21 protein-coding genes and 2 tRNA genes are annotated in these 23,815 nt (G+C 67.2%); 22 read left to right on the top strand and 1 reads right to left on the bottom strand.

Going from position 1 to position 23,815, the window contains the following annotated elements:
* Window positions 1-49: 49 nt before the first annotated feature.
* On the top strand, window positions 50-988 hold the full coding sequence (locus tag AC1PK7_RS14705) for an isopenicillin N synthase family dioxygenase (protein WP_152239671.1): 939 nt from the start codon (window positions 50-52) through the stop codon (window positions 986-988).
* 97 nt (window positions 989-1,085) lie between these two features.
* Here the strand turns inward: AC1PK7_RS14705 and AC1PK7_RS14700 are convergent, their stop codons facing one another.
* Window positions 1,086-1,895, bottom strand: coding sequence for an SDR family NAD(P)-dependent oxidoreductase (locus AC1PK7_RS14700; protein WP_481098611.1), 810 nt, complete (start codon window positions 1,893-1,895; stop codon window positions 1,086-1,088).
* Window positions 1,896-2,007: 112 nt separating this feature from the next.
* Here AC1PK7_RS14700 and tpiA point away from each other — a divergent pair, with 112 nt between their 5' ends.
* The 21 genes from tpiA to infB all read left to right on the top strand — a co-directional run bounded on the left by tpiA (window position 2,008) and on the right by infB (window position 23,790).
* Window positions 2,008-2,769 carry a triose-phosphate isomerase gene (gene tpiA / locus AC1PK7_RS14695; RefSeq protein ID WP_481098610.1) on the top strand — a complete coding sequence of 254 codons (762 nt, stop codon included), beginning with the start codon at window positions 2,008-2,010 and terminating at the stop codon, window positions 2,767-2,769.
* A gap of 62 nt (window positions 2,770-2,831) precedes the next feature.
* Window positions 2,832-3,257, top strand: coding sequence for a preprotein translocase subunit SecG (gene secG, locus AC1PK7_RS14690; protein ID WP_010343004.1), 426 nt, complete (start codon window positions 2,832-2,834; stop codon window positions 3,255-3,257).
* Between the two features lie 50 nt (window positions 3,258-3,307).
* Window positions 3,308-3,392 (top strand) — tRNA-Leu (locus tag AC1PK7_RS14685).
* 107 nt (window positions 3,393-3,499) lie between these two features.
* The gene (locus tag AC1PK7_RS14680; protein ID WP_010343005.1) at window positions 3,500-3,856 is read left to right on the top strand and encodes an NADH-quinone oxidoreductase subunit A; all 357 of its coding nucleotides are present in this window, start codon (window positions 3,500-3,502) and stop codon (window positions 3,854-3,856) included.
* Entirely contained in the window at window positions 3,847-4,401 is a 555-nt protein-coding gene (locus AC1PK7_RS14675; protein WP_010343006.1) for a NuoB/complex I 20 kDa subunit family protein, read from the top strand. The genes AC1PK7_RS14680 and AC1PK7_RS14675 overlap by 10 nt, the downstream gene beginning before the upstream one ends.
* Window positions 4,402-4,434: 33 nt before the next feature.
* Window positions 4,435-5,184 carry an NADH-quinone oxidoreductase subunit C gene (locus AC1PK7_RS14670; RefSeq protein ID WP_481098609.1) on the top strand — a complete coding sequence of 250 codons (750 nt, stop codon included), beginning with the start codon at window positions 4,435-4,437 and terminating at the stop codon, window positions 5,182-5,184.
* Complete coding sequence (locus AC1PK7_RS14665; protein ID WP_481098608.1) at window positions 5,181-6,488, top strand: NADH-quinone oxidoreductase subunit D; 1,308 nt, start codon at window positions 5,181-5,183, stop codon at window positions 6,486-6,488. The genes AC1PK7_RS14670 and AC1PK7_RS14665 overlap by 4 nt, the downstream gene beginning before the upstream one ends.
* Window positions 6,485-7,012 carry an NADH-quinone oxidoreductase subunit NuoE gene (gene nuoE, locus AC1PK7_RS14660; RefSeq protein WP_010343009.1) on the top strand — a complete coding sequence of 176 codons (528 nt, stop codon included), beginning with the start codon at window positions 6,485-6,487 and terminating at the stop codon, window positions 7,010-7,012. Before AC1PK7_RS14665 ends, nuoE begins: the two co-directional genes overlap by 4 nt.
* 5 nt (window positions 7,013-7,017) lie before the next feature.
* Window positions 7,018-8,361: an NADH-quinone oxidoreductase subunit NuoF gene (gene nuoF / locus AC1PK7_RS14655; protein WP_481098607.1), complete on the top strand. Its 1,344-nt coding sequence runs from the start codon at window positions 7,018-7,020 to the stop codon at window positions 8,359-8,361.
* Window positions 8,358-10,607: an NADH-quinone oxidoreductase subunit NuoG gene (gene nuoG / locus AC1PK7_RS14650; RefSeq protein WP_481098606.1), complete on the top strand. Its 2,250-nt coding sequence runs from the start codon at window positions 8,358-8,360 to the stop codon at window positions 10,605-10,607. The genes nuoF and nuoG overlap by 4 nt, the downstream gene beginning before the upstream one ends.
* Window positions 10,604-11,695 carry an NADH-quinone oxidoreductase subunit NuoH gene (gene nuoH / locus AC1PK7_RS14645; protein WP_010343012.1) on the top strand — a complete coding sequence of 364 codons (1,092 nt, stop codon included), beginning with the start codon at window positions 10,604-10,606 and terminating at the stop codon, window positions 11,693-11,695. The genes nuoG and nuoH overlap by 4 nt, the downstream gene beginning before the upstream one ends.
* Before the next feature lie 3 nt (window positions 11,696-11,698).
* Complete coding sequence (nuoI, locus tag AC1PK7_RS14640) at window positions 11,699-12,187, top strand: NADH-quinone oxidoreductase subunit NuoI (protein WP_010343013.1); 489 nt, start codon at window positions 11,699-11,701, stop codon at window positions 12,185-12,187.
* Window positions 12,188-12,196: 9 nt separating this feature from the next.
* A complete protein-coding gene (locus AC1PK7_RS14635) occupies window positions 12,197-12,844 on the top strand; it encodes an NADH-quinone oxidoreductase subunit J (RefSeq protein ID WP_019799028.1) in 648 nt (215 codons plus the stop codon).
* Window positions 12,841-13,146 (top strand): NADH-quinone oxidoreductase subunit NuoK, encoded by a 306-nt coding sequence (gene nuoK, locus AC1PK7_RS14630; RefSeq protein WP_017908131.1) that lies wholly within the window; start codon window positions 12,841-12,843, stop codon window positions 13,144-13,146. The genes AC1PK7_RS14635 and nuoK overlap by 4 nt, the downstream gene beginning before the upstream one ends.
* Window positions 13,147-13,153: 7 nt before the next feature.
* Window positions 13,154-15,346, top strand: coding sequence for an NADH-quinone oxidoreductase subunit L (nuoL, locus tag AC1PK7_RS14625; protein ID WP_481098605.1), 2,193 nt, complete (start codon window positions 13,154-13,156; stop codon window positions 15,344-15,346).
* A 20-nt stretch (window positions 15,347-15,366) separates the two neighbouring features.
* Window positions 15,367-16,869: an NADH-quinone oxidoreductase subunit M gene (locus AC1PK7_RS14620; RefSeq protein ID WP_010343018.1), complete on the top strand. Its 1,503-nt coding sequence runs from the start codon at window positions 15,367-15,369 to the stop codon at window positions 16,867-16,869.
* A gap of 36 nt (window positions 16,870-16,905) precedes the next feature.
* Window positions 16,906-18,381, top strand: coding sequence for an NADH-quinone oxidoreductase subunit NuoN (nuoN, locus tag AC1PK7_RS14615; RefSeq protein ID WP_019799026.1), 1,476 nt, complete (start codon window positions 16,906-16,908; stop codon window positions 18,379-18,381).
* A gap of 208 nt (window positions 18,382-18,589) precedes the next feature.
* Window positions 18,590-18,666: transfer RNA gene (locus AC1PK7_RS14610), tRNA-Met, on the top strand.
* A 206-nt stretch (window positions 18,667-18,872) separates the two neighbouring features.
* Window positions 18,873-19,478, top strand: a complete 606-nt coding sequence (gene rimP / locus AC1PK7_RS14605; RefSeq protein ID WP_019799025.1) for a ribosome maturation factor RimP — start codon at window positions 18,873-18,875, stop codon at window positions 19,476-19,478.
* On the top strand, window positions 19,475-20,986 hold the full coding sequence (nusA, locus tag AC1PK7_RS14600; protein WP_010343021.1) for a transcription termination factor NusA: 1,512 nt from the start codon (window positions 19,475-19,477) through the stop codon (window positions 20,984-20,986). Before rimP ends, nusA begins: the two co-directional genes overlap by 4 nt.
* Window positions 20,987-21,081: 95 nt before the next feature.
* On the top strand, window positions 21,082-23,790 hold the full coding sequence (gene infB, locus AC1PK7_RS14595; protein ID WP_481098604.1) for a translation initiation factor IF-2: 2,709 nt from the start codon (window positions 21,082-21,084) through the stop codon (window positions 23,788-23,790).
* The last annotated feature ends 25 nt before the right edge of the window (window positions 23,791-23,815 follow it).

The raw sequence follows: 23,815 nt of genomic DNA, 5'->3' as shown, positions 1-23,815 counted from the left end.
TGCGCTGAGCGCGGCGTTTGCTTCCTCTCACGAGATGACGGTTCCTGCCATGACTGCGCGCATTCCCACCCTCGACATCACCCGTTTCGACACCGACCGCGAGGCCTTCGTCGCCGAGCTGGGCGCGGCCTACCGCGAGTGGGGCTTCGCCGGCATCCGCAACCACGGCATCGCCCAGGCGCAGATCGACGCGGCCTACGACGTGTTCAAGGCGTTCTTCGCCCTGCCCGAGGAGACCAAGCGCAAGTACCACCTGCCCGGCAGCGGCGGCGCGCGCGGCTATACCGCCTTCGGCGTGGAGACCGCCAAGGACTCCAAGCACTTCGACCTGAAGGAGTTCTGGCACATCGGCCGCGAGATTTCCGACGACTCCCCGTACCGCGCGGTGATGCCGCCGAACCTGTGGCCGAGCGAAGTGCCTGGCTTCCGCGCCCACGGCTACGGCCTGTACCAGGCGCTGGACCAGCTCGGCGCGCGTGTGCTGTCGGCGCTGGCCCTGCACATCGGCCTGCCCGAGCACTACTTCGTCGACAAGACCGATTCGGGCAACTCGATCCTGCGCCCGATCCACTACCCGCCGATCACCGCCGACGACATCCCCAACGTGCGCGCCGGCGCCCACGAGGACATCAACCTGATCACCCTGCTGGTCGGCGCCAGCGCCGCCGGCCTGGAAGTGAAGTCCAAGCAGGGCGAATGGGTGCCGTTCACCTCCGACGCCGACACCATCGTGGTCAACATCGGCGACATGCTGCAGCGCCTGACCAACCACGTGTATCCCTCGACCACCCACCGCGTGGTCAACCCCCCGGGCGAGCAGGCGCGCCAGCCGCGCTACTCGGTGCCGTTCTTCCTGCACCCGAACCCGGACTTCGTGATCGACGTGCTGCCGTCCTGCGTCAGCGCCGACAACCCCAGCCGCTATCCCGAGCCGATCACCGCGCAGGGGTATCTGGAGGAGCGGTTGCGGGAGATCAAGTTGAAGTGAGGCGGGATTGGGGAGTCGGGATTGGGGATTGGCAAAAGCGGCATGCCCGTGATCTGTCACCCCCGCGCAGAATCCCGCTTTTACGAATCCCCAATCCCTAATCCCCAATCCCAGTACTTCTAATCCGTCCCGAGCCCCGGCCCATCATCCGCAGCAGCAAGGCATTGGGCAGCAGCGCCGTGAGGCCGAGCAGGGCGCGGTAGACCGCGCCGGGGACCACCCGTACCTTGCCGCGTTCGGCGCCGTCGATGCCGGCGCGGGCCACCGCGGCGGTCTGCAGCCAGATCCAGCGCGGCAGGGCGTCCATCTGTTCGCGGGTGCCGGTGACGTCGTGGAACTCGGACCAGGTGAAGCCTGGGCATAGCGCGCAGACGCCGACGCCGCGGTCGGCGTTCTCCAGCGCCAGCGATTCGCTGAAGCGCAGCATGAAACTCTTCGCCGCCGCGTACAGGGTGTGGCCGTCCGCGCCGGGCACCAGGGCGGCGAACGAGGCGACGTTGAGGATGCGGCCGTGGCCGCTGGCGCGCAGCGCCGGCAGCAGCCGCCAGGTCAGTTCGCACACGGCGCCGACCATCACCTGCAGAAACGCCGCGTGCACCGCCCAGTCCTGGGCGATGTAGCGGCCGGGCACGCCATAGCCGGCGTTGTTGACCAAGATCCGCACCGCCAGCCCGCGCCGTTCGATCTCGGCCACCAGAGCGGCTGGCGCGGCCGGATCGGCCAGGTCGGCGACCAGCACCTCCACCGGCACCTGCGGCCGCAGCTCGGCGGCCAGCGCCTGCAGCTGTGCCTCGCGGCGCGCGGTCAGGATCAGCGGCACGCCGCGGCGGGCGTACTCGCGGGCGATCTCGCGGCCGATGCCGCTGGAGGCGCCGGTGATCAGGGCGTAGCCGGGGAGCTGGGTCATGGCGGTCTCTGCGCGTGGAGCGGGGCGGGGGAGGGTGGAACGGCAGGGACGATGCCGGCCCTTGGCGGCGCATCGGCTATCCTCTCGGCACTTTTTCGCCGGAGATGCGCCGATGCGACGCAAGATCGTAGCCGGAAACTGGAAATTGCATGGAACCCGCCACTTCGCCGCCGACCTGGTGCGGGAGATCGTCACCGGGCTGCACGAAGCCGATCACGACGTGGAGGTGGTGATCCTGCCGCCGCTGCCGTACCTGGGCGACCTGATCGAGCATTTCGAGGACCGGCTGCTGCGCTTCGGCGCGCAGGACGTCAGCAGCAACGAGAAGGGCGCCTACACCGGCGAGGTGTCGGCGGCGATGCTGGTCGATGTGGGCGCCGACTATGGCCTGGTCGGGCATTCGGAGCGGCGCCAGTACCACCAGGAAAGCAGCGAGCTGGTCGCGCGCAAGTTCGCCGCCGCCCTGCACGCCGGGCTGGTCCCGATCCTGTGCGTGGGCGAGACCCTGGAGCAGCGCGAGGCCGGGCGGACCGAGGCGGTGATCGCCGCGCAGCTGGCGCCGGTGCTGGACCTGGTCGGCGCCGACGGCTTCGCCCGGGCGGTGGTGGCCTACGAGCCGGTCTGGGCGATCGGCACCGGCCGCACCGCCAGCCCGGCGCAGGCGCAGGCGGTGCACGCGTTCATCCGTGGCGAAGTGGCGGCGCGCGATGCTAGAATCGCGGATTCGTTGCCGATCCTGTATGGCGGCAGCGTCAAGCCCGACAACGCCGCCGAGCTGTTCGCGCAGCCGGATGTCGATGGCGGGCTGGTGGGCGGCGCCTCGCTGGTCGCCGCGGAATTCCTGGCCATCGTGCGAGCGGCGGCCACCTGTTGAGCGAACGGCTGCAGCTGGCGGCCGCTCGTCCCCCAAGTCGTACTGTCCGGACGGATTTCGAAATGCTGATGGTCATCCTCAATGTGGTCTACGTGCTGGTGGCGATCGCGATGATCGCGCTGATCCTGATGCAGCGCGGCGCCGGTGCGGCGGCGGGTTCCGGGTTCGGCGCGGGTGCGTCCGGCACCGTGTTCGGATCGCGTGGCGCGTCCAACTTTCTGTCCAAGTCGACCAAGTGGCTGGCGGTGGTGTTCTTCGCCATCAGCCTGTTCATGGCCTGGTACGCCGGCCACAGCGCGCGTCCGGCCGACGCCAATCTGGGTGTGATGTCGCAATCCGCCACCCCGGCGCCGGCCGCGCCGGCCGGCGAGCTGCAGGTGCCGCAGGCGCCGTCGGCCACCCCGGCTGCGCCCGCCGCCGCCCCGGCCGCCCAGCAGGCGCCAGAAAAAGCGCAAGAAAAGTCGCCTGCCCCGTCGCAGAAAGACTGAAGGCGGTTACAATATGCTGCGCGGCGGGATTGCCGCGCGGTTTTACGCAAGCCCAGGTGGCGGAATTGGTAGACGCACTACCTTGAGGTGGTAGCGACTTAGGTCGTAGGGGTTCGAGTCCCCTCTTGGGCACCATTGTTTGGCTACGGTTTCTGCGCGAAGGCATCACGCCCTCGCCTGGAGAATCGTCTATCCCATGCCTGCGCGGCACGCGCGCGGGCACAGGCAAGAGAGAATCGCGAGTGCTGGCCGAATATTTGCCGACCCTGCTGTTTCTGATCGTGGCCACCGGTATCGGCGTCGCGCTGATGCTGGTGGGGCGGTTCCTCGGTCCCCGGCGTCCCGACCTGAAGAAGCTCTCGCCGTACGAGTGCGGCTTCGAGGCCTTCGAGGACGCGCGCATGAAGTTCGACGTGCGCTACTACCTGATCGCCATCCAGTTCATCGTCTTCGATCTGGAAATCATCTTCATCGTGCCGTGGACGCAGGTGTTCATGGACCTGGGCGCTCGCTCCCTGGTCACCATGGGCCTGTTCGTCGGCATGTTGTTCCTCGGTTTTGTCTACGTGTGGAAGAAGGGAGCGCTGGAATGGGAGTGATTCAGACCCTGGATCGCCTGATGACCAACCCGATCCCGGAAGGGCGGGTGGACGACATCCTGCGTCCCGAAGGCGAGAACCCGCTGCTGGAGAAGGGTTACGTCACCACCAGCGTCGATGCGCTGCTGAACTGGGCGCGCACCGGCTCGATGTGGCCGATGACCTTCGGCCTGGCCTGCTGCGCGGTCGAGATGATGCATGCCGGCGCCGCGCGCCTGGACCTGGACCGCTACGGCGTGGTGTTCCGCCCGTCGCCGCGCCAGTCCGACGTGATGATCGTCGCCGGCACCCTGGTCAACAAGATGGCCCCGGCGCTGCGCAAGGTCTACGACCAGATGCCGGACCCGAAGTGGGTCATCTCGATGGGCAGCTGCGCCAACGGCGGCGGCTACTACCATTACTCGTATTCGGTGGTGCGCGGTTGCGACCGCATCGTGCCGGTGGACGTCTACGTCCCCGGTTGCCCGCCGACCGCCGAGGCCCTGGTCTACGGCATCCTGCAGTTGCAGAAGAAGATCTGGCGAACCCAGACCATCGCGCGCTGATTCCTCTTTCCTCAGAGAGCACGCCAAGCCCCCATGGCAGAGCAAGCATCTTCCTTTAGCGACCGACTCGGCGCCCGCTTCCCCGGCAGCCAGGTCTTCGTGGCCCTTCCGCGCGGCGAAGTCACCCTGGAAGTGCCGGCCGACGCCTGGCACGCCACCTGCCTGGCGCTGCGCGACGAGTTCGGCTTCGAACAGCTGTCCGACCTGTGCGGCGTGGACTACCTGGGCTACGGCAGCGACGAGTGGGATACCTCGGACGTGTCCTCGCACGGCTTCAGCCGCGGTGTCGAAGGCAAGGCCGTGGGCCGTTTCGCCTGGGGCGAGTTCCCCAGCGCCGAGACCAGTGCCGGCGTGCAGCCGATGCCGGTGCCGCAGCAGCGTTTCGCGGTGCTGGCGCAGTTGATTTCCTACCGCCACAACCAGCGCCTGCGCGTGCGCTGCTACGCGCCGAACGAAGACCTGCCGGTGGTGGCCTCGGTCACCGACATCTGGCCGGGCGCGAACTGGTTCGAGCGCGAGGCGTTCGACCTGTTCGGCGTGGTGTTCTCCGGCCACCCGGACCTGCGCCGCATCCTCACCGACTACGGCTTCGTCGGCCATCCGTTCCGCAAGGATTTCCCGCTGATCGGCAACGTCGAAGTGCGCTACGACGAAGAGAAGCAGCGCGTGATCTACGAGCCGGTCACCTCGGTGGAACCGCGCGTGGGCGTGCCGCGCGTGATCCGCCACGATGCGCGCTACCAGACCGCGGCGGGCGAAGCACAGAAGGAGTCCGCCAAGTGAGCGAGTACCACCAGGCGCACGACGGGTTCGCCAGCAATCCTGTCGAAGCCAAGCAGGAAATCCGCAACTACACGATGAACTTCGGCCCGCAGCATCCGGCCGCGCACGGCGTGCTGCGCCTGATCCTGGAGATGGACGGCGAGACCGTGGTCCGCGCCGATCCGCACATCGGCCTGCTGCACCGTGGCACCGAGAAGCTGGCCGAGTCCAAGCCGTTCAACCAGTCGATCGGCTACATGGATCGCCTGGACTACGTGTCGATGATGTGCAACGAGCACGCCTACGTGCGCGCGATCGAAACCCTGATGGGGATCGAGGCGCCGGAGCGTGCGCAGTACATCCGCACCATGTTCGACGAGATCACCCGCATCCTGAACCACCTGATGTGGGTCGGCTCTAACGCGCTCGACCTGGGCGCGATGGCGGTGATGCTGTACGCGTTCCGCGAGCGCGAAGAGCTGATGGACGTGTACGAGGCGGTGTCGGGCGCGCGCATGCACGCGACCTACTATCGCCCGGGCGGCGTCTACCGCGACCTGCCGGACCGCATGCCCAAGTACCAGGAATCGCGCTGGCACAAGGGCAACGCGCTGAAGCGGCTCAACGCCGCGCGCGAAGGTTCGATGCTGGACTTCCTGGAGGCGTTCACCGACACCTTCCCGGCGCGCGTGGACGAGTACGAGACCCTGCTCACCGACAACCGCATCTGGAAGCAGCGCACCGTCGGCATCGGCGTGGTCACCCCGGAGCAGGCCTATGCCTGGGGCATGACCGGCGCCATGCTGCGCGGCTCGGGCATCGCCTGGGACCTGCGCAAGAAGCAGCCGTACGCCAAGTACGACAGCGTCGATTTCGACATCCCGCTCGGCACCAACGGCGACTGCTACGACCGTTACCTGGTGCGCGTGGCCGAGATGCGCCAGTCCAACCGCATCATCAAGCAGTGCGTGCAGTGGCTGAAGGCCAATCCGGGCCCGGTCATGGTCGAGAACTTCAAGGTGGCGCCGCCCAAGCGCGCCGAAATGAAGGACGACATGGAAGCGCTGATCCACCACTTCAAGCTGTTCAGCGAAGGCTACTGCGTGCCGGCCGGCGAGACCTACTGCGCGGTGGAAGCGCCGAAGGGCGAGTTCGGTTGCTACCTGATGTCCGACGGCGCCAACAAGCCGTTCCGCGTGCACCTGCGCGCGCCGGGCTTCGCCCATCTGTCGTCGATGGACGCGATCGTGCGCGGCCACATGCTGGCCGACGTGGTGGCGATGATTGGTACCTATGATCTGGTGTTTGGTGAGGTCGACCGATGAAGGCGACAGGTAATTTCGAAGCGGCGCGCGACGTCGATCCGATGGTGGTGCTGAGCGACAAGACGCGCGCGCACATCGATCACTGGCTGAGCAAGTTCCCGCCGGACCGCAAGCGTTCGGCAGTGCTGCAGGGCCTGCACGCGGCGCAGGAACAGAACCAGGGCTGGCTGACCGACGAGCTGATCGCCGGCGTGGCCAAGTACCTGGAACTGCCGCCGGTGTGGGCTTACGAGGTCGCCAGCTTCTACTCGATGTTCGAGACCGAGAAAGTCGGCCGCAACAACGTCGCGTTCTGCACCAACATCAGCTGCTGGCTCAACGGCGCCGAGGACCTGGTCGCGCATGCCGAGAAGAAGCTCGGTTGCAAGCTGGGCCAGTCCACCGCCGACGGCCGCGTCTACCTCAAGCGCGAGGAAGAGTGCTTGGCCGGTTGCGCCGGCGCGCCGATGATGGTCATCAACGGCCACTACCATGAGCATCTGACCAAGGACAAGGTCGACGAATTGCTGGACGGGTTGGAGTAACGGCAATGGCACAGCATCCCCACGCCCCCACCGGTCCGGTCGGTCCCGCGCCGCTGCCGCACCAGGTGGTGTACACCACGCTGCACTACGACACCCCGTGGTCCTACGAAAGCTACCTGAAGACCGGTGGCTACGCCGCGCTGCGCAAGATCCTCGAAGAGAAGATCCCGCCGGAGCAGGTGATCGAGATGGTCAAGCAGTCGAACCTGCGCGGCCGTGGCGGCGCCGGCTTCCCGACCGGCCTGAAGTGGTCGTTCATGCCCAAGGGCGCGCCGCAGAAGTACATCCTGTGCAACTCGGACGAGTCCGAGCCGGGCACCTGCAAGGACCGCGACATCCTGCGCTACAACCCGCATTCGGTGGTGGAGGGCATGGCCATCGCCTGCTACGCCACCGGCTCCACCGTGGGCTACAACTACCTGCGCGGCGAGTTCCACCACGAGCCGTTCGAGCATTTCGAGCAGGCCCTGGCCGATGCCTACGCCAATGGCTGGCTGGGCAAGGACATCCTCGGCAGCGGCATCGACATCGACATCTACGGCGCGCTGGGCGCCGGCGCCTACATCTGCGGCGAAGAGACCGCGCTGATGGAGTCGCTGGAGGGCAAGAAGGGCCAGCCGCGCTACAAGCCGCCGTTCCCGGCCAACTTCGGCCTGTACGGCAAGCCGTCGACGATCAACAACACCGAGACCTACGCCTCGGTGCCGGCGATCATCCGCAACGGCCCGGAATGGTTCCTGGGGCTGAGCAAGACCAAGAACGGCGGCCCGAAGATCTTCTCGGTCTCCGGCTGCGTGCAGAAGGGCGGCAACTTCGAAGTGCCGCTGGGTACCACCTTCGACGAACTGCTGGAGATGGCCGGCGGGCTGAAGCCGGGCCGCACCCTCAAGGGCGCGATCCCGGGCGGCGTGTCGATGCCGGTGCTGAAGGCCGAGCAGCTTGCGGGCCTGCAGATGGACTACGACACCCTGCGTGCGCTGGGCACCGGCCTGGGCTCGGGCGCGATCGTGGTGCTGGACGACAGCGTGTGCTGCGTGAAGTTCGCCTGCCGCATCTCGCAGTTCTTCCACAAGGAGTCCTGCGGCCAGTGCACCCCGTGCCGCGAAGGCACCGGCTGGATGCACCGCGTGCTGGAGCGCATCGTCGCCGGCAAGGCCACGATGGAAGACCTGCACCAGCTGCGCACCGTCGCCGGGCAGATCGAAGGCCACACCATCTGCGCCTTCGGCGAAGCGGCGGCCTGGCCGATCCAGGGCTTCCTGCGCCAGTTCTGGGACGAATTCGAGTACTACATCGTCAACGGTCATTCGATGGTTGACGGCAAGAAGCTGGAGGCAGCCGCCGCATGAGCGCGCAACCCAACAATCCCGGCGCGACCCCCGCGGTCGTGCCGGAAGGCCATGTGACCGTCGAGATCGACGGCCAGTCGCTGGTCGTGCCGAAGGGCTCGATGATCATCCAGGCGGCCGACAAGGCCGGCATTCCGATCCCGCGCTTCTGCTACCACGAGAAGCTGCCGATCGCGGCCAACTGCCGCATGTGCCTGGTCGACGTCGAGAAGTCGCCCAAGCCGTCGCCGGCCTGCGCCACGCCGGTCATGGATGGCATGAAGGTGCAGACCCGCAGCGACAAGGCGCTGAAGTACCAGCGCAGCGTCATGGAATTCCTGCTGATCAACCATCCGCTGGACTGCCCGATCTGCGATCAGGGCGGCGAGTGCGAACTGCAGGACGTGTCGCTGGGCTATGGCCGCTCGGTCAGCCGCTTCAACGAGCGCAAGCGGGTGGTGCCGGACGAGGACATCGGCCCGCTGGTCGCCACCGAGATGACCCGCTGCATCCAGTGCACCCGCTGCGTGCGCTTCACCGCGGACATCGCCGGCACCTACGAGCTGGGCGGCATGTACCGCGGCGAGAACCTGCAGATCGGCACCTACGACGGCAAGCCGCTGACCACCGAGCTGTCCGGCAACGTGGTCGACGTGTGCCCGGTCGGCGCGCTGACCAACAAGGTGTTCCAGTTCCGCGCGCGGCCCTGGGAACTGGTGGCGCGCGAGTCGCTGGGCTACCACGACGCGATGGGCTCCAACCTGTTCCTGCACGTGCGCCGCGGCGAAGTGCTGCGCACCGTGCCGCGCGACAACGAAGCGGTCAACGAGTGCTGGCTGTCCGACCGCGACCGCTACTCGCACCAGGGCCTGTATGCCGAGGACCGCGCACTGCGGCCGATGCGCAAGGTCGACGGGCAGTGGCGCGAGGTGTCGTGGGCGGAAGCGTTGTCCGCCGCCGGCGAGATCCTCAAGGCCAACCGTGGCGACGCGCTGGGCGTGCTCGCGCATCCGTCCACCTCCAACGAGGAGGGCGCGCTGCTGGCGCGCCTGGCCGACGGCCTGGACAGCGGCAACCTCGACCACCGCGTGTACAACCGCGACTTCTCCGATGCCGCGCTGGCCGAGCCGTTCGCGCTGCCGCTGGCGGAGATCGAGCAGGCCGACGTGGTGGTGATCCTGGGCAGCAATCTGCGCCATGAACTGCCGCTGCTGCATGCACGCCTGCGCAAGGCGCGGATGCAGCGCCAGACCAAGGTGTATTCGATCAACCCGGTCGATTTCGACGTGGCCTTCGACCAGGCCGGCCGCCAGATCGTGGCGCCGTCGAAGTTCGCCGAGGCGCTGGCCGACGCCGCGCTGCGCGAAGCGGTGCAGGGCGCCGGCCGTGCGGTGCTGATCGTCGGCGCGCTGGCCGAGAACCATCCGCAGGCCGCGGCGCTGCGTGCCGCCGCACGCGACTTCGCCGCCGCCACCGGTGCGGCGCTGTGCCGCATCCCGCAGGGCGCCAACGCGCTGGGCCTGGCGCGCTACGGCGTGCTGCCGCGCGGCCGCAACGTCGCCGCGATGCTGGCCGAACCGCGCAGCGCCTACGTGCTGTACGGCCTGGAGCCGGGGCTGGACTTCGCCGACGCCGCCGCCGCGCGCAGCGCGCTGGCCGGTGCCAAGGTGGTGGCGTTCAGCCACTTCGCCTGCGCCTCCACCCGCGACGTGGCCGATGTGATCCTGCCGATCGGCGCGCTGCCGGAAATCGAAGCGACGCTGACCAACCTCAACGGCAGCGAGCAGCGCACCCGCGCCGGCGGCAAGCTGCCGGGCGAGGCCCGCGAGGGCTGGCGCGTGCTGCGTGCGCTCGGCGGCGAACTGGGCCTGTCCGGCTTCGAGTTCATCGACCTGGCCGGGCTGCGCGATGGCCTGCAGCCGCGCGAGGTCACTGCGGCGAGCTCGGCGCAGCCGGCACGCCAGGACGAGGGCCTGGAACTGGCCGCCAGTCCGGCGATCTACCGCACCGATGCGGTGGTGCGCCGCGCGCAGGCGCTGCAGCAGCACCCGTTGAACCGCGCGCCGGGCGTGGCGGTGCATCCGGACGAGGCGGCGCGGCTGGGCCTGCGCGACGGGCAGATGGTCAAGGTCGGTACCGCGGCGGGTAGCGCCACGTTGCCGCTGGCGACGGACAAGCGGGTCGCGCCGGGCGCGGCCTGGATCGAAACGGGCCACGGCGCGACCGCGCCGCTGGGTGCCGGTCGGGTGACGGTGGTGGCTGCATGAACGAGATGCTGTTGAACGTGGTCGACCCGCTGCACCAGTGGTTCCTCGGCCTGGGCGCCCTCGGCGTGGTCCTGTGGATCGTGCTGAAGATCCTGGTGATCGCCATGCCGGTGATCATCGCGGTGGCGTTCTACGTGGTCTGGGAGCGCAAGCTGATCGGCTGGATGCACGTGCGCCACGGGCCGATGTACGTGGGCATGGGCATCTTCCAGGCCTTCGCCGACGTCTTCAAGCTGCTGTTCAAGGAAATCATCCAGCCCAGCAGCTCGCACAAGGCGATGTTCGTGATCGCGCCGCTGATCACCCTGGCGCCGGCGTTCGCCGCCTGGGCGGTGGTGCCGTTCGATGCCAAGCTGGTGCTGTCCAACGCCAACGCCGGCCTGCTGTACCTGCTGGCGATGACCTCGCTGGGCGTGTACGGCATCATCCTGGCCGGCTGGGCATCCAACTCCAAGTACGCCTTCCTCGGCGCGATGCGCTCGGCCGCGCAGGTGGTCAGCTATGAGATCGCGATGGGCTTCGCCCTGGTCGGCGTGATGATCGCCGCCGGCAGCCTGAACCTGAGCACGATCGTGCAGGCGCAGGCGGGTTCGCACGGCCTGCTCAACTGGTTCCTGATCCCGCTGTTCCCGCTGTTCATCGTGTACTGGGTGTCCGGCGTGGCCGAGACCAACCGCGCGCCGTTCGACGTGGTCGAAGGCGAGTCGGAAATCGTCGCCGGCCACATGGTCGAGTACTCGGGCGGTGCGTTCGCGCTGTTCTTCCTGGCCGAATACGCCAACATGATCCTGGTCAGCTTCCTGGTCTCGATCTTCTTCCTGGGCGGCTGGCTGAGTCCGATCCAGGGGCTGGTCAACGCCGACATCTCGCCGTGGATCGACTGGGTGTGGAAGGGCGGTTGGCCGTGGCTGCTGATGAAGGTGCTGTTCTTCGCCAGCGCGTACATCTGGTTCCGCGCCAGCTTCCCGCGCTACCGCTACGACCAGATCATGCGGCTGGGCTGGAAGGTGTTCATTCCGTTGACGATCGTGTGGATCGCGGTGACGGCATTGATGGTGTTCTACGGTGTGATCCACAGGGGTGTGTAAGCGATGAATAAAGTCACCCATTACTTCAAGAGCCTGCTGCTGCTCGAATTGCTCGGCGGCCTGTGGCTGACCTTGAAGTACACGTTCCGTCCCAAGTACACCGTGCTGTACCCGATGGAGAAGTTCCCGCAGTCGCCGCGCTTCCGCGGCCTGCACGCGCTGCGCCGCTATCCCAACGGCGAAGAGCGCTGCATCGCCTGCAAGCTGTGCGAGGCGGTGTGCCCGGCGCTGGCGATCACCATCGACTCGACCAAGCGCGAGGACGGCACCCGCCGCACTACCCGTTACGACATCGACCTGTTCAAGTGCATCTACTGCGGTTTCTGCGAGGAAAGCTGCCCGGTGGATTCGATCGTGGAGACCCAGGTGCTGGAGTACCACTTCGAGAAGCGCGGCGAGAACATCGTCACCAAGCCGCAGTTGCTGGCGATCGGAGACCGGCTCGAGGCCGAGATCGCCGAGCGCCGCGCTGCCGACGCTCCCTTCCGCTGAGGTTCCGAAATGGATTGGGTCAATATCGCTTTCTGGATCTTCGCCACCATCGCCGCGGTCGCCGCCGGCGCGGTGATCAGCGTGCGCAACCCCGTGTATGCGGTGCTGTGCCTGATCCTGACGTTCTTCTCCATCGCCTGTGTATGGCTGCTGGTGGGCGCCGAGTTCCTCGGCGTGACGCTGGTGCTGGTCTACGTCGGCGCGGTCATGGTGCTGTTCCTGTTCGTGGTGATGATGCTGGACATCGACACCGCCCGCCTGCGCGAGGGCTGGGTGCGCTACCTGCCGGTCGGCCTGGTGGTCGCGGTGGCGATGCTGGTGCAGATGGTCACCCTGATCGGGGTCAAGGCGCGTAGCGCCGCGCCGTTCCCGGCCGACAACGCCGCGGCCCAGGCCGCCGACACCTCCAACATCACCTGGCTGGCCAAGACCCTGTTCACCCAGTTCCTGCTGCCGTTCGAGTTCGCCGCGATCATCCTGACCGTGGCGGTCGTGGCCGCGGTGATGCTGACCCTGCGCAAGCGCACCGGCATCAAGACCCAGAACCCCGGCGACCAGTCGCGGGTCAAGGCCAGCGATCGCCTGCGCATGGTCAAGATGGACGCAGAGAAGCCCACGCTCCACACCCCGCCGGCATCGCAGGAGGGCCAGCCATGATCTCCCTAGGCCATCTGCTGGCGCTCGGTGCGGTGCTGTTCTGCATCGCCCTGGCCGGCATCTTCCTCAACCGCAAGAACGTCATCGTGCTGCTGATGTCGATCGAGCTGATGCTGCTGTCGGTCAACATCAACTTCGTCGCCTTCTCGCGCGAGCTCGGCGACGCCGCCGGCCAGTTGTTCGTGTTCTTCATCCTGACCGTGGCCGCGGCCGAAGCCGCCATCGGCCTCGCGATCCTGGTGACGCTGTTCCGTACCCGCCACACGATCAACGTGGCCGAAGTCGATTCGCTGAAGGGCTGACCTGCAGATGGAAATTACGCTCTCCAAGAGTCTGCTGATCGCGGTGGTGCTGGCCCCGCTGGTCGGCAGCATCATCGCCGGCCTGTTCGGCCGTCAGGTCGGCCGCAAGGGCGCGCAGTTCGCCACCATCCTCGGCGTCGCGGTCAGCTGCGCGCTGTCGTGCTGGACCCTGTACCAGCTGGTCGGGCAGGGCGCCTCGCCGTTCAACCAGAACCTCTACACCTTCTTCGATGTCGGCAACTACTCGGCCCACGTCGGCTTCATGGTCGACCGCCTGACCGCGATGATGATGGTGGTGGTGACCTTCGTGTCGCTGCTGGTGCACATCTACACCATCGGCTACATGGCCGACGACCCGGGCTACCAGCGCTTCTTTAGCTACATCTCGCTGTTCACCTTCTCGATGCTGAGCCTGGTGATGAGCAACAACTTCCTGCAGCTGTTCTTCGGCTGGGAAGCGGTGGGCCTGGTGTCGTACCTGCTGATCGGCTTCTGGTTCAAGCGCCCGACCGCGGTGTTCGCCAACATGAAGGCGTTCCTGGTCAATCGCGTCGGCGACTTCGGCTTCCTGCTCGGCATCGCATTGGTGCTGTACGTGTTCGGCACCCTCGACTACTCGATGGTGTTCGCCAATGCCACCGGCATGGTCGGCGGCACCATCACCGTGTGGACCGGTTCCATCCCCGTCCCGTTCAGTGCGGAGGTCGTCCACCTGACCGATCCGTGGGTCTGGTCGGTGCCGACGATGATCTGCATCTGCCTGTTTATCGGCGCCATGGGCAAGTCGGCGCAGGTGCCGCTGCACGTCTGGCTGCCTGATTCGATGGAAGGCCCGACCCCGATCTCGGCACTGATCCACGCCGCGACCATGGTCACCGCGGGCATCTTCATGGTGGCGCGCATGTCGCCGCTGTTCGAGCTGTCGCAGACCGCACTGAACTTCGTGCTGTTCATCGGCGCGACCACCGCCTTCTTCACCGGCCTGATCGGCATCGTGCAGAACGACATCAAGCGCGTGGTCGCGTACTCGACGCTGTCGCAGCTTGGCTACATGACCGTGGCGCTCGGCGTGTCGGCGTACTCGGCGGCGGTGTTCCACCTGATGACCCATGCCTTCTTCAAGGCGCTGCTGTTCCTGGCGGCCGGCTCGGTGATCATCGGCATGCACCACGAGCAGGACATGCGCAAGATGGGCGGCCTGCGCAAGTACATGCCGATCACCTACTGGACCAGCGTGATCGGCACCCTGGCGCTGGTCGGCACCCCGTTCTTCGCCGGCTTCTATTCCAAGGACACGATCATCGAAGCGGCCCAGCTCCACGCCGAGGGTGCCCCGTTCTGGAGCATCGCCAACTACGGCTACATGGCCGTGCTGGGCGGCGTGCTGATCACCAGCTTCTACAGCTTCCGCCTGCTGTTCCTGACCTTCCACGGCAAGGAGCGCTTCCGCGACGCGCATGCGCACGACGTGCATGCCCACCACGACAGCGCCCACACCGACGCCGAGGCGCAGTCCCATGCGCACGATGCGCATGCGCATGACGACCACCATGGTCATCATGGCGCGCACGAACCGCACGAGTCGCCGTGGGTGGTGACGGTGCCGCTGATCCTGCTGGCGATTCCGTCGATCGCGATCGGCTTCTTCACCATCGGCCCGATGCTGTTCGGCACCGACTGGGCCGGGCACCACGCCGCCGTGGCGATCAAGGGCCAGGCGGTCAGCTTCTTCACCGGCATCGTCGATTTCTACGATCCGGCGCGCGACACCGTCGGCGCGTTGGCCGAGGAGTTCCACGGGCCGGTCAAGTTCGCGCTGCACGGCCTTTACCAGGTGCCGTTCTTCCTGACCCTGGCCGGCTTCGCCCTGGCCTGGATCCTGTACCTGTGGAAGCCGGAACTGGCGGCGAAGGCGCGCAAGACCTTCTCGGTGCCGGTGTGGATCCTCGAGAACAAGTACGGTTTCGACAAGCTCTGGATCGGCGGTTTCGCCGGCGGCGGCGTGCGCCTAGGCAAGGCGTCGCGCGCGGTGGATACGCATGTCGTGGACGGCGTCATGGTCAACGGCACCGCCCGCGTGATCGACCTGGCGGCCAACCTGCTGCGTCGCACGCAATCCGGTTTCCTCTATCACTACGCCTTCGCGATGATCGTCGGTCTCATTGCCCTGCTGGGCGTGCTGATGCATTTCTGGCGTTGACCTGTACGGAATAAGAACACGTGTCGAACTGGCCTCTACTCTCCATCCTGATCTGGCTGCCGATCATCGGCGGCGCCCTGGTGCTGGCCGTGCGTGACGCGCGTGCGGCGCGCTGGGCGTCGTTGCTGGTGGCGTTGCTGACCTTCGCGCTCAGCGTGCCGCTGCTCACCGGTTTCGACTACACCAGCGGCGCGCTGCAGTTCGTCGAGACCCACGCCTGGATCCCGGCGTACGACATCGGCTACAACCTCGGCGCCGACGGCATCGCGGTGGCGCTGATCGTGCTGACCACGCTGATCACGGTGCTGGCGCTGATCGGCGCCTGGGCCTCGATCGACAAGCGCGTCAACCAGTACGTGGCGGCGTTCCTGATCCTGGAAGGCGTCACCGTCGGCATCTTCGCCGCCACCGACGCGATGCTGTTCTACGTGTTCTTCGAGGCGATGCTGATCCCGATGTTCCTGATCATCGGCATCTGGGGCGGCCCGCGCCGCATCTACGCCGCGGTCAAGTTCTTCCTGTACACCTTCCTCGGCTCGGTGCTGATGCTGGTCGGGTTGATCTACCTGTACCTGAAGGGCGGCAGCTTCCAGCTCGCCGACCTGTACCAGCTCTCGCTCACGTCCAAGGAGCAGACCTGGCTGTTCTTCGCCTTCCTGATCGCCTTCGCGGTCAAGGTGCCGATGTTCCCGGTGCATACCTGGCTGCCGGACGCGCACGTGGAAGCGCCGACCGCCGGTTCGGTGATCCTGGCGGCGATCGCGCTGAAGATCGGCGGTTACGGTTTCCTGCGCTTCAACCTGCCGATCCTGCCCGACGCCAGCAACCAGTTGGCGTGGCTGGTGATCGCGCTGTCGCTGATCGCGGTGATCTACGTCGGCTTGGTCGCCCTGGTCCAGGACGACATGAAGAAGCTGATCGCGTACTCGTCGATCGCGCACATGGGCTTCGTCACCCTCGGCGCCTTCGTCGCCTTCGCCCTGGTCGGATCCGGCAGCGGCGACGCCGCACAGCTGGCCCTGCAGGGCTCGATGGTGCAGATGATTTCGCACGGCTTCGTCTCCGGCGCGATGTTCTCGTGCGTGGGCGTGCTGTACGACCGCATGCACACCCGCCGCATCGCCGATTACGGCGGCGTGGCCAACGTGATGCCGTGGTTCGCCGCGTTCGCGATGCTGTTCTTCATGGCCAATGCCGGCTTGCCGGGCACCAGCGGGTTCGTGGGCGAGTTCATGGTGATCCTGGCCAGCTTCCAGTCGCATCCGCTGCAGGCATTCGGCGCGGCGACCACGCTGGTGATCGGCGCGGCCTACACGTTGTGGCTCTACAAGCGCGTGTTCTTCGGCGAAGTCGCCAATGCGCACGTGGCCGAGCTGAAGGACATCAACGGCCGCGAGGCGCTGGTGCTGGGCGTGTTCGCGCTCGGCGTGCTGGCCCTGGGCCTGTATCCGAAGCCGTTGACCGACCTGATGGAGCCCTCGATCGCGAAGCTGGCGGCGCAGATCGCCACCAGCAAGCTGTAAGCGGCCGTCGAGCGTATTGATTCCAGAGATTTGATGATGACCACCCCTGCGCTGCTGCCTCTGACCACCGTCGACCTGCCGCCCCTGCTGCCCGAGCTGGTGCTGACCGCCGGTGCCTTCTTCCTGCTGATGCTCGATCTGTTCATCAGCGAGCGCAACAAGGCCTGGACCCACATCGTGTCGGTGGCGATCCTGGTCGCGGTGTTCGCGATGCTGCTGGCCGGCGTGGGCGGGCAGGGCGAGGTGTTCCAGGGCATGTTCGTGCGCGACGCCGCCGCCGACGTGATGAAGACGGTGATCGTCGGCCTCAGCGCGCTGACCCTGATCTACGGCTGGAGCTACCTGCGCGAGCGCAAGCTGTACCAGGGCGAGATCCCGGTGCTGGTGCTGTTCGCCACGGTCGGCATGATGATCCTGGTCTCGGCCGGCAGCCTGTTGATGGTCTACCTGGGCCTGGAACTGCTGGCGCTGTGCTCCTACGCGCTGGTGGCCTCCAATCGCGACAACGGCATGGCCACCGAAGCGGCGATGAAGTACATCGTGCTCGGTTCGCTGGCTTCCGGCCTGCTGCTGTACGGCATGTCGCTGATCTACGGCGCCACCGGCACCCTGAGCCTGAGCGGCATCCACGAGGCGATCGGCAACGGCCGCGAGCACATGCTGCTGCTGACCGGCACCGTGTTCATGATCGCCGGCGTCGCCTTCAAGCTCGGCGCCGCGCCGTTCCACATGTGGCTGCCGGACGTCTACCAGGGCGCTCCCGCGCCGATCGCGCTGTTCATCAGCTCGGCGTCCAAGCTGGCCGCGTTCGGCATGGCCTACCGCCTGCTGGAAGTGGGCGTGGGTCCGCTGGCGGCGCAGTGGCACTGGGTGATCGGCGGTCTGGCGGCGCTGTCGCTGGTGGTCGGCAACCTGATGGCGGTGGCGCAGAGCAACCTCAAGCGCATGCTGGCGTACTCGACGGTCTCGCACATCGGCTTCCTGCTGCTCGGCGTGGCCGGCGGCGGCGAGCGCGGTTACGCGGCGGCGCTGTTCTATGCGATCTGCTACGCGGTGATGTCCACCGCCTCGTTCGGCGCGATCATCGCGCTGTCGCGCAAGGGCTTCGAGGCCGAGAACATCGACGACTTCAAGGGCCTGAACGCGCGCAACCCGTGGATGGCGCTGCTGGTGCTGTGCATCATGGCCTCGCTGGCCGGCGTGCCGCCGTTCCTGGGCTTCTGGGCCAAGCTGGCGGTGCTGGGCGCGGTGGTCGCGGTGCCCGACCAGAACCTGTGGTGGACCGGCCTGGCCGTGCTGTCGGTGCTGTGCGCGGTGATCGGCGCGTTCTATTACCTGCGCGTGATCAAGGTGATGTATTTCGACGAGCCGGTCGGCACGCCGCTGCCGGCCAACGACGACCGCGTGCTGGGCGTGGCGCTGGGCGTCAACGCGCTGGGCCTGCTGGCCTTCGGCCTGGCCTGGAGTCCGCTGATGGCGTGGTGCCAGCGCGCCTTCGCGCACCTGGCCTGATCGCGAAACACGCGGGTTTCCCGCTGTTTTCCGCCAACGCCGCCGCAGGGCGGCGTTGGCGTTTTTGCATTTGGCGATGCGATTGCTGTTTCGTTTTCCATCGCGTGCGGTTATCATGGCGTCCTTCGAACGGCAGCGTCGCTACCGCATCGAGATGAAAATCAGGGCTTGCAATCGACGCACTGATTCTTCATAATTCCGCTTCTGCTGCGGGGTGGAGCAGTCTGGCAGCTCGTCGGGCTCATAACCCGAAGGTCGCAGGTTCAAATCCTGCCCCCGCTACCATCTTTGTCTGCAGCGGCAACCAGTGCATCGGTTGTCTGCCGCAGGGAAGTTTGGGCTTCGCGATGACGCATGTTCCCGTCGTCGCAACCGGAATCCAGCGTGACCGGAGTTTTACCGGACAAGGGGCCCAGAGGGCCCTTTGTCGTTTCCGGGGTCCGGGAAATGCACGCAACGACTCTTCAACTCTTTCAGATGCAAGGCAGGCTGTGAGCGACAAGGCAAACGAAATCGCGACGTTGCTGGGCCCGACCGTGGACGCGTTGGGCCTGGAACTGCTGGGCGCGGAATACCTGCCGGCCCCCGGTGGCGCCACGCTGCGCCTGTACATCGACGTGCCGCTGGCCGAGCAGCCCGAACGCGTGGTCAACATCGACGACTGCGAGCGGGTGAGCCGAGAGGTCTCTGCGCAACTGGACGTGGAAGACCCGATCAGCGGCAACTACACGCTGGAAGTGTCCTCGCCGGGCGTGGACCGGCCGCTGTTCAGCGCCGAACAGTTTTCCCGCCACCTCGGCGAATCGGCCAAGGTGGTGCTGAAGCTGCCGCAGCAGGGCCGTCGTCGCCTGCAGGGGCGCATCGTGCAGGCCGACGCCGCTGCCGGCCGGATCACCTTCGAGGTCGACGGCGCCGAACTGGCGGTGGACTTCGACAACATCGACAAGGCGCGGATCCTGCCCGACTGGGCGGCGCTGGGTCTGGCGCCGACCAAGCCGGGCAAGGGTCCGAAGCCGGCCGGCAAGAACGCAAAATCCAATAAGAAACCATCCAACGAACCGGCGGCCGACGAGGCTGCGCGCGGAGCGAAAGAATGAGCAAGGAACTGTTGCTGGTAGTCGACGCGGTGGCCAACGAGAAGGGCGTGCCGCGCGAAGTGATCTTCGACGCGATCGAGGCCGCCTTGGCGTCGGCGGCGAAGAAGCGCTACCCCGACCAGGACGTGCTGACGCGCGTCACCATCGACCACAAGGACGGCACCTACGAGACCTTCCGGCGCTGGGAAGTGGTGGCCGACGACGTGGTGATGGAGTCGCCCGACCGGCAGATCCGCCTGATGGACGCGGTCGACGAGGCCGAGGGCGTGGATGTCGGCGACTACATCGAAGAGCAGATCGAGAATCCGGACTTCGGCCGCATCGCCGCGCAGGCCGCCAAGCAGGTGATCGTGCAGCGCGTGCGCGAGGCCGAGCGCCAGCAGGTGGTCGACGCGTGGAAGGATCGCGTCGGCGAGCTGGTCACCGGCGTGGTCAAGCGCGCCGAGCGCGGCAACATCTACGTGGACCTGGGCGGCAACGCCGAGGCCTTCATCCCCAAGGACAAGGGCATTCCGCGCGACGTGCTGCGCGCCGGCGACCGCGTGCGCGGCTACCTGGCCGAAGTGCGTTCGGAGCCGCGCGGCCCGCAGCTGTTCATCAGCCGCGCCGCGCCGGAATTCATGATCGAGCTGTTCAAGCTGGAAGTGCCGGAAGTGGGCCAGGGCCTGGTCGAGATCAAGGCCTGCGCGCGCGATCCGGGCGACCGCGCCAAGATCGCGGTGCTGGCGCACGACACCCGTACCGATCCGATCGGCGCCTGCATTGGCATGCGTGGGTCGCGCGTGCAGGCGGTGTCCAACGAGCTCAACGGCGAGCGCGTGGACATCGTGCTGTGGAACGACAACCCGGCCAACTTCGTCATCAACGCGATGGCGCCGGCCGAGGTGCAGTCGATCATCGTCGATGAAGAGAAGCACTCGATGGACCTGGCGGTGGCGGAAGACCGCCTGGCCCAGGCGATCGGCAAGGGCGGCCAGAACGTGCGCCTGGCCAGTCGCCTGACCGGCTGGCAGCTCAACGTGATGACCGCCGAGCAGGTCGCGGCCAAGTCCGAGGCCGAGCAGGCCGTGGCCCGCCAGCTGTTCATGGACAAGCTGGAAGTGGACGAGGAGATCGCCGCGATCCTGGTCGCCGAGGGCTTCAACTCGGTCGAGGAAATCGCCTACGTGCCGGTCGGCGAGTTGCTGGCGGTGGAAGGCTTCGACGAGGACATCGTCGAGGAACTGCGCGCGCGTGCCCGCGACGCGCTGCTCAACGAGGCGCTGGCCGCCGAGGAGAGCGACGACGACGGCGTACCGGCGGCGGACCTGCTGTCGCTGCCGGGCATGGACGAGGGCACCGCCTACGCGTTGGCCAGCCATGGCGTGCGTACCAGCGAGGACCTGTCGGATCTGGCTGCCGACGAAATCCTCGAGTTCGGCATCGAGGACCTGGACAAGGACCGCGCCGCGGCCCTGATCCTGGCCGCCCGCGCCGAGGAGATCGCCCGCCTGGAGCGCGGCGAATGAGTCAGCGATGAATGCCGCCCTGACCCGATCAGGGCTTAGAATCCGCGCTACCTTCGCACGCGGCGAGGGGGCGCCAACCAGATCATAGGATCCGAATGTCGCAGCAAACCACCATCCGCAAGCTGGCCGAACTGGTGAACACGCCGGTCGAGAAACTGCTGGTTCAACTGGCCGACGCCGGGATGAAGTTCAGCGGTCCCGACCAGGTCGTCACCAGCACCGAAAAGATGAAGCTGCTGGGCTTCCTGCGCCGTACCCACGGCAAGACCGACAAGCCGGTCGAGGAAGAGGCCCAGGCGGCGCCGAAGAAGATCACCCTGAACCGGCGCAAGCTGCAGGAAGTGACGGTCAGCGCCGGGCGCAGCAAGACCACGGTCAACGTCGAGGTCCGGCAGAAGCGCACCTACGTGAAGTCGGCCGAGGACCTGGCCGCCGAGCGTGCGGCGCCGTCCGCGGGCGGACGGGTGGACGACGAGCGCGCCGAGATCCTGCGCAAGCTGGAGGAATCCAAGCAGCGCAACCTGGCCGAGCAGCAGAAGCTCGCCGAGCAGGACCGGGCGCGCGCCGAGGAAATCGAGCGCAAGCGCAAGGCCGAGCAGGAAGCGCGCGAGCGCGCCGAGGCCGAGCAACGCGCGGCCCAGGCCGCGCTGGAAGCCGAGTCGGCACCGCCGGCCGCGGCCCCGTCCGCGCCTGCCGCCGACCGCAACGCCGCCGCTGCGCCGCGCGCGCCGCGCCCGGCGGTGGCGCCGCGTCCGGCCGGTGCCGCGCATCCGGCCAAGCCGGCGGCGCCGCGTAGCGACGATCGCAACAATGCCGCCAACAAGCACAAGACCCGCGGCTCGCACGTGATGGTCGCCGGGGTCGAGGACGACGACAGCACCAGCCGCTTTGCTGGCCAGTTGCACCTGTCCGCGGCCGACCGCGCGCGCCGTTCCAACGTGCGTGGCAAGCCGCGCGGCGGCAGCCACAGCGGTGGCCGTCGCCAGGCCGAACCGTCGCGCAGCGGCGGCGGCGCGCACGGCTTCGAGCGTCCGACCGCACCGGTGGTGCGCGAAGTGGCGATCGGCGACACCATCACCGTGGCCGACCTGGCGCAGAAGCTTGCGCTGAAGGGCGGCGACGTGGTGAAGGCGCTGTTCAAGATGGGCGTGATGGCCACCATCACCCAGACCATCGACCACGACACCGCCGCGCTGGTCACCGAGGAACTCGGCCACAAGCCGGTGCGTGCGGGCAGTGCCGACGCCGAGGACGCGCTGCTGGCGCACACCGAGGACGCGCAGGGCGAGAAGCTGCCGCGGCCGCCGGTGGTCACCATCATGGGCCACGTCGACCACGGCAAGACCTCGCTGCTGGACTACATCCGCCGCACCAAGGTCGCCTCCGGCGAAGCCGGCGGCATCACCCAGCACATCGGCGCCTACCACGTCGAGACCGACCGCGGCGTCATCAGCTTCCTGGATACCCCGGGCCATGCCGCGTTCACCTCGATGCGCGCGCGCGGCGCCAAGCTCACCGACATCGTGGTGCTGGTGGTCGCGGCCGACGACGGCGTGATGCCGCAGACGGTCGAGGCGGTCAAGCATGCGAAGGCGGCCGGCGTGCCGCTGATCGTGGCGGTCAACAAGATCGACAAGTCCGGTGCCGATCCGCTGCGGGTCAAGAACGAGCTGCTGGCGCAGGACGTGGTCGCCGAAGAATTCGGTGGCGACACCCAGTTCGTCGAACTCTCGGCCAAGACCGGCCAGGGCATCGACGTGCTGCTGGACGCGATCTCGCTGCAGGCCGAAGTGCTGGAACTGCGGGCGGTGGCCGAAGGCCGCGCCAGCGGCGTGGTGATCGAGTCCTCGCTGGACAAGGGCCGCGGCCCGGTGGCCACGGTGCTGGTGCAGCAGGGCGCGCTGAAGAAGGGCGACTACCTGGTGTGCGGTATCCAGTACGGCCGCGTGCGTGCGCTGTTCGACGAGACCGGCAAGCAGCCCGATTCGGCGGGTCCGTCGATCCCGGTGCAGGTGCTGGGCCTGTCCGGCGTGCCGGATGCCGGCGACGACTTCGTGGTCGTCGACGACGAGCGCCTGGCCAAGGACGTGGCGCAGCAGCGCGAGACCAAGCGCCGCGAGTCGCGCCTGGTGTCCTCGGCGGGCAGCCGCATGGAAGACATCATGTCGCAGCTCGGCAAGGGCGAAGGCCAGTTGTCGCTGAACCTGGTGATCAAGGCCGACGTGCAGGGTTCGGTGGAAGCGCTGAAGCAGTCGCTGACCGCGCTGTCCAACGAGCAGATCCGCATCAACGTGATCCACTCCGGCGTGGGCGGCATCACCGAGTCCGATGCGAATTCGGCGCTGGCGTCCAAGGCCACGGTGATCGGCTTCAACGTGCGTGCCGACGCCTCGGCGCGGCGCATCATCGAGACCAACGGCATCGACCTGCGTTACTTCTCGATCATCTACGACGTGATCGACCAGGTGAAGCAGGTGGCGTCCGGCCTGCTGGGCGTGGAGATCCGCGAAGAGATCATCGGTATCGCCCAGGTGCGCGACGTGTTCCGCAGCTCCAAGTTCGGTGCCGTCGCCGGCTGCATGGTCGTGGAGGGCGTGGTCAAGCGCAACAAGCCGATCCGCGTGCTGCGCGACAACACCGTGGTGTTCGAGGGCGAGCTGGAATCGCTGCGTCGCTTCAAGGAGAACGTCGACGAAGTGCGTAACGGTACCGAGTGCGGTATCGGCGTGAAGGCCTACAACGACGTCAAGGCCGGCGACCAGATCGAGTGCTTCGAGCGCATCGAAGTGCAGCGTACGCTTTAAGAGCTGGGATTCGGGAATCGGGATT

Source organism: Xanthomonas sp. NCPPB 3174 (assembly GCF_056725205.1).
The sequence above is the reverse complement of the archived record's forward strand: the minus strand, read 5'-3'. Positions and strand labels throughout refer to the sequence as shown.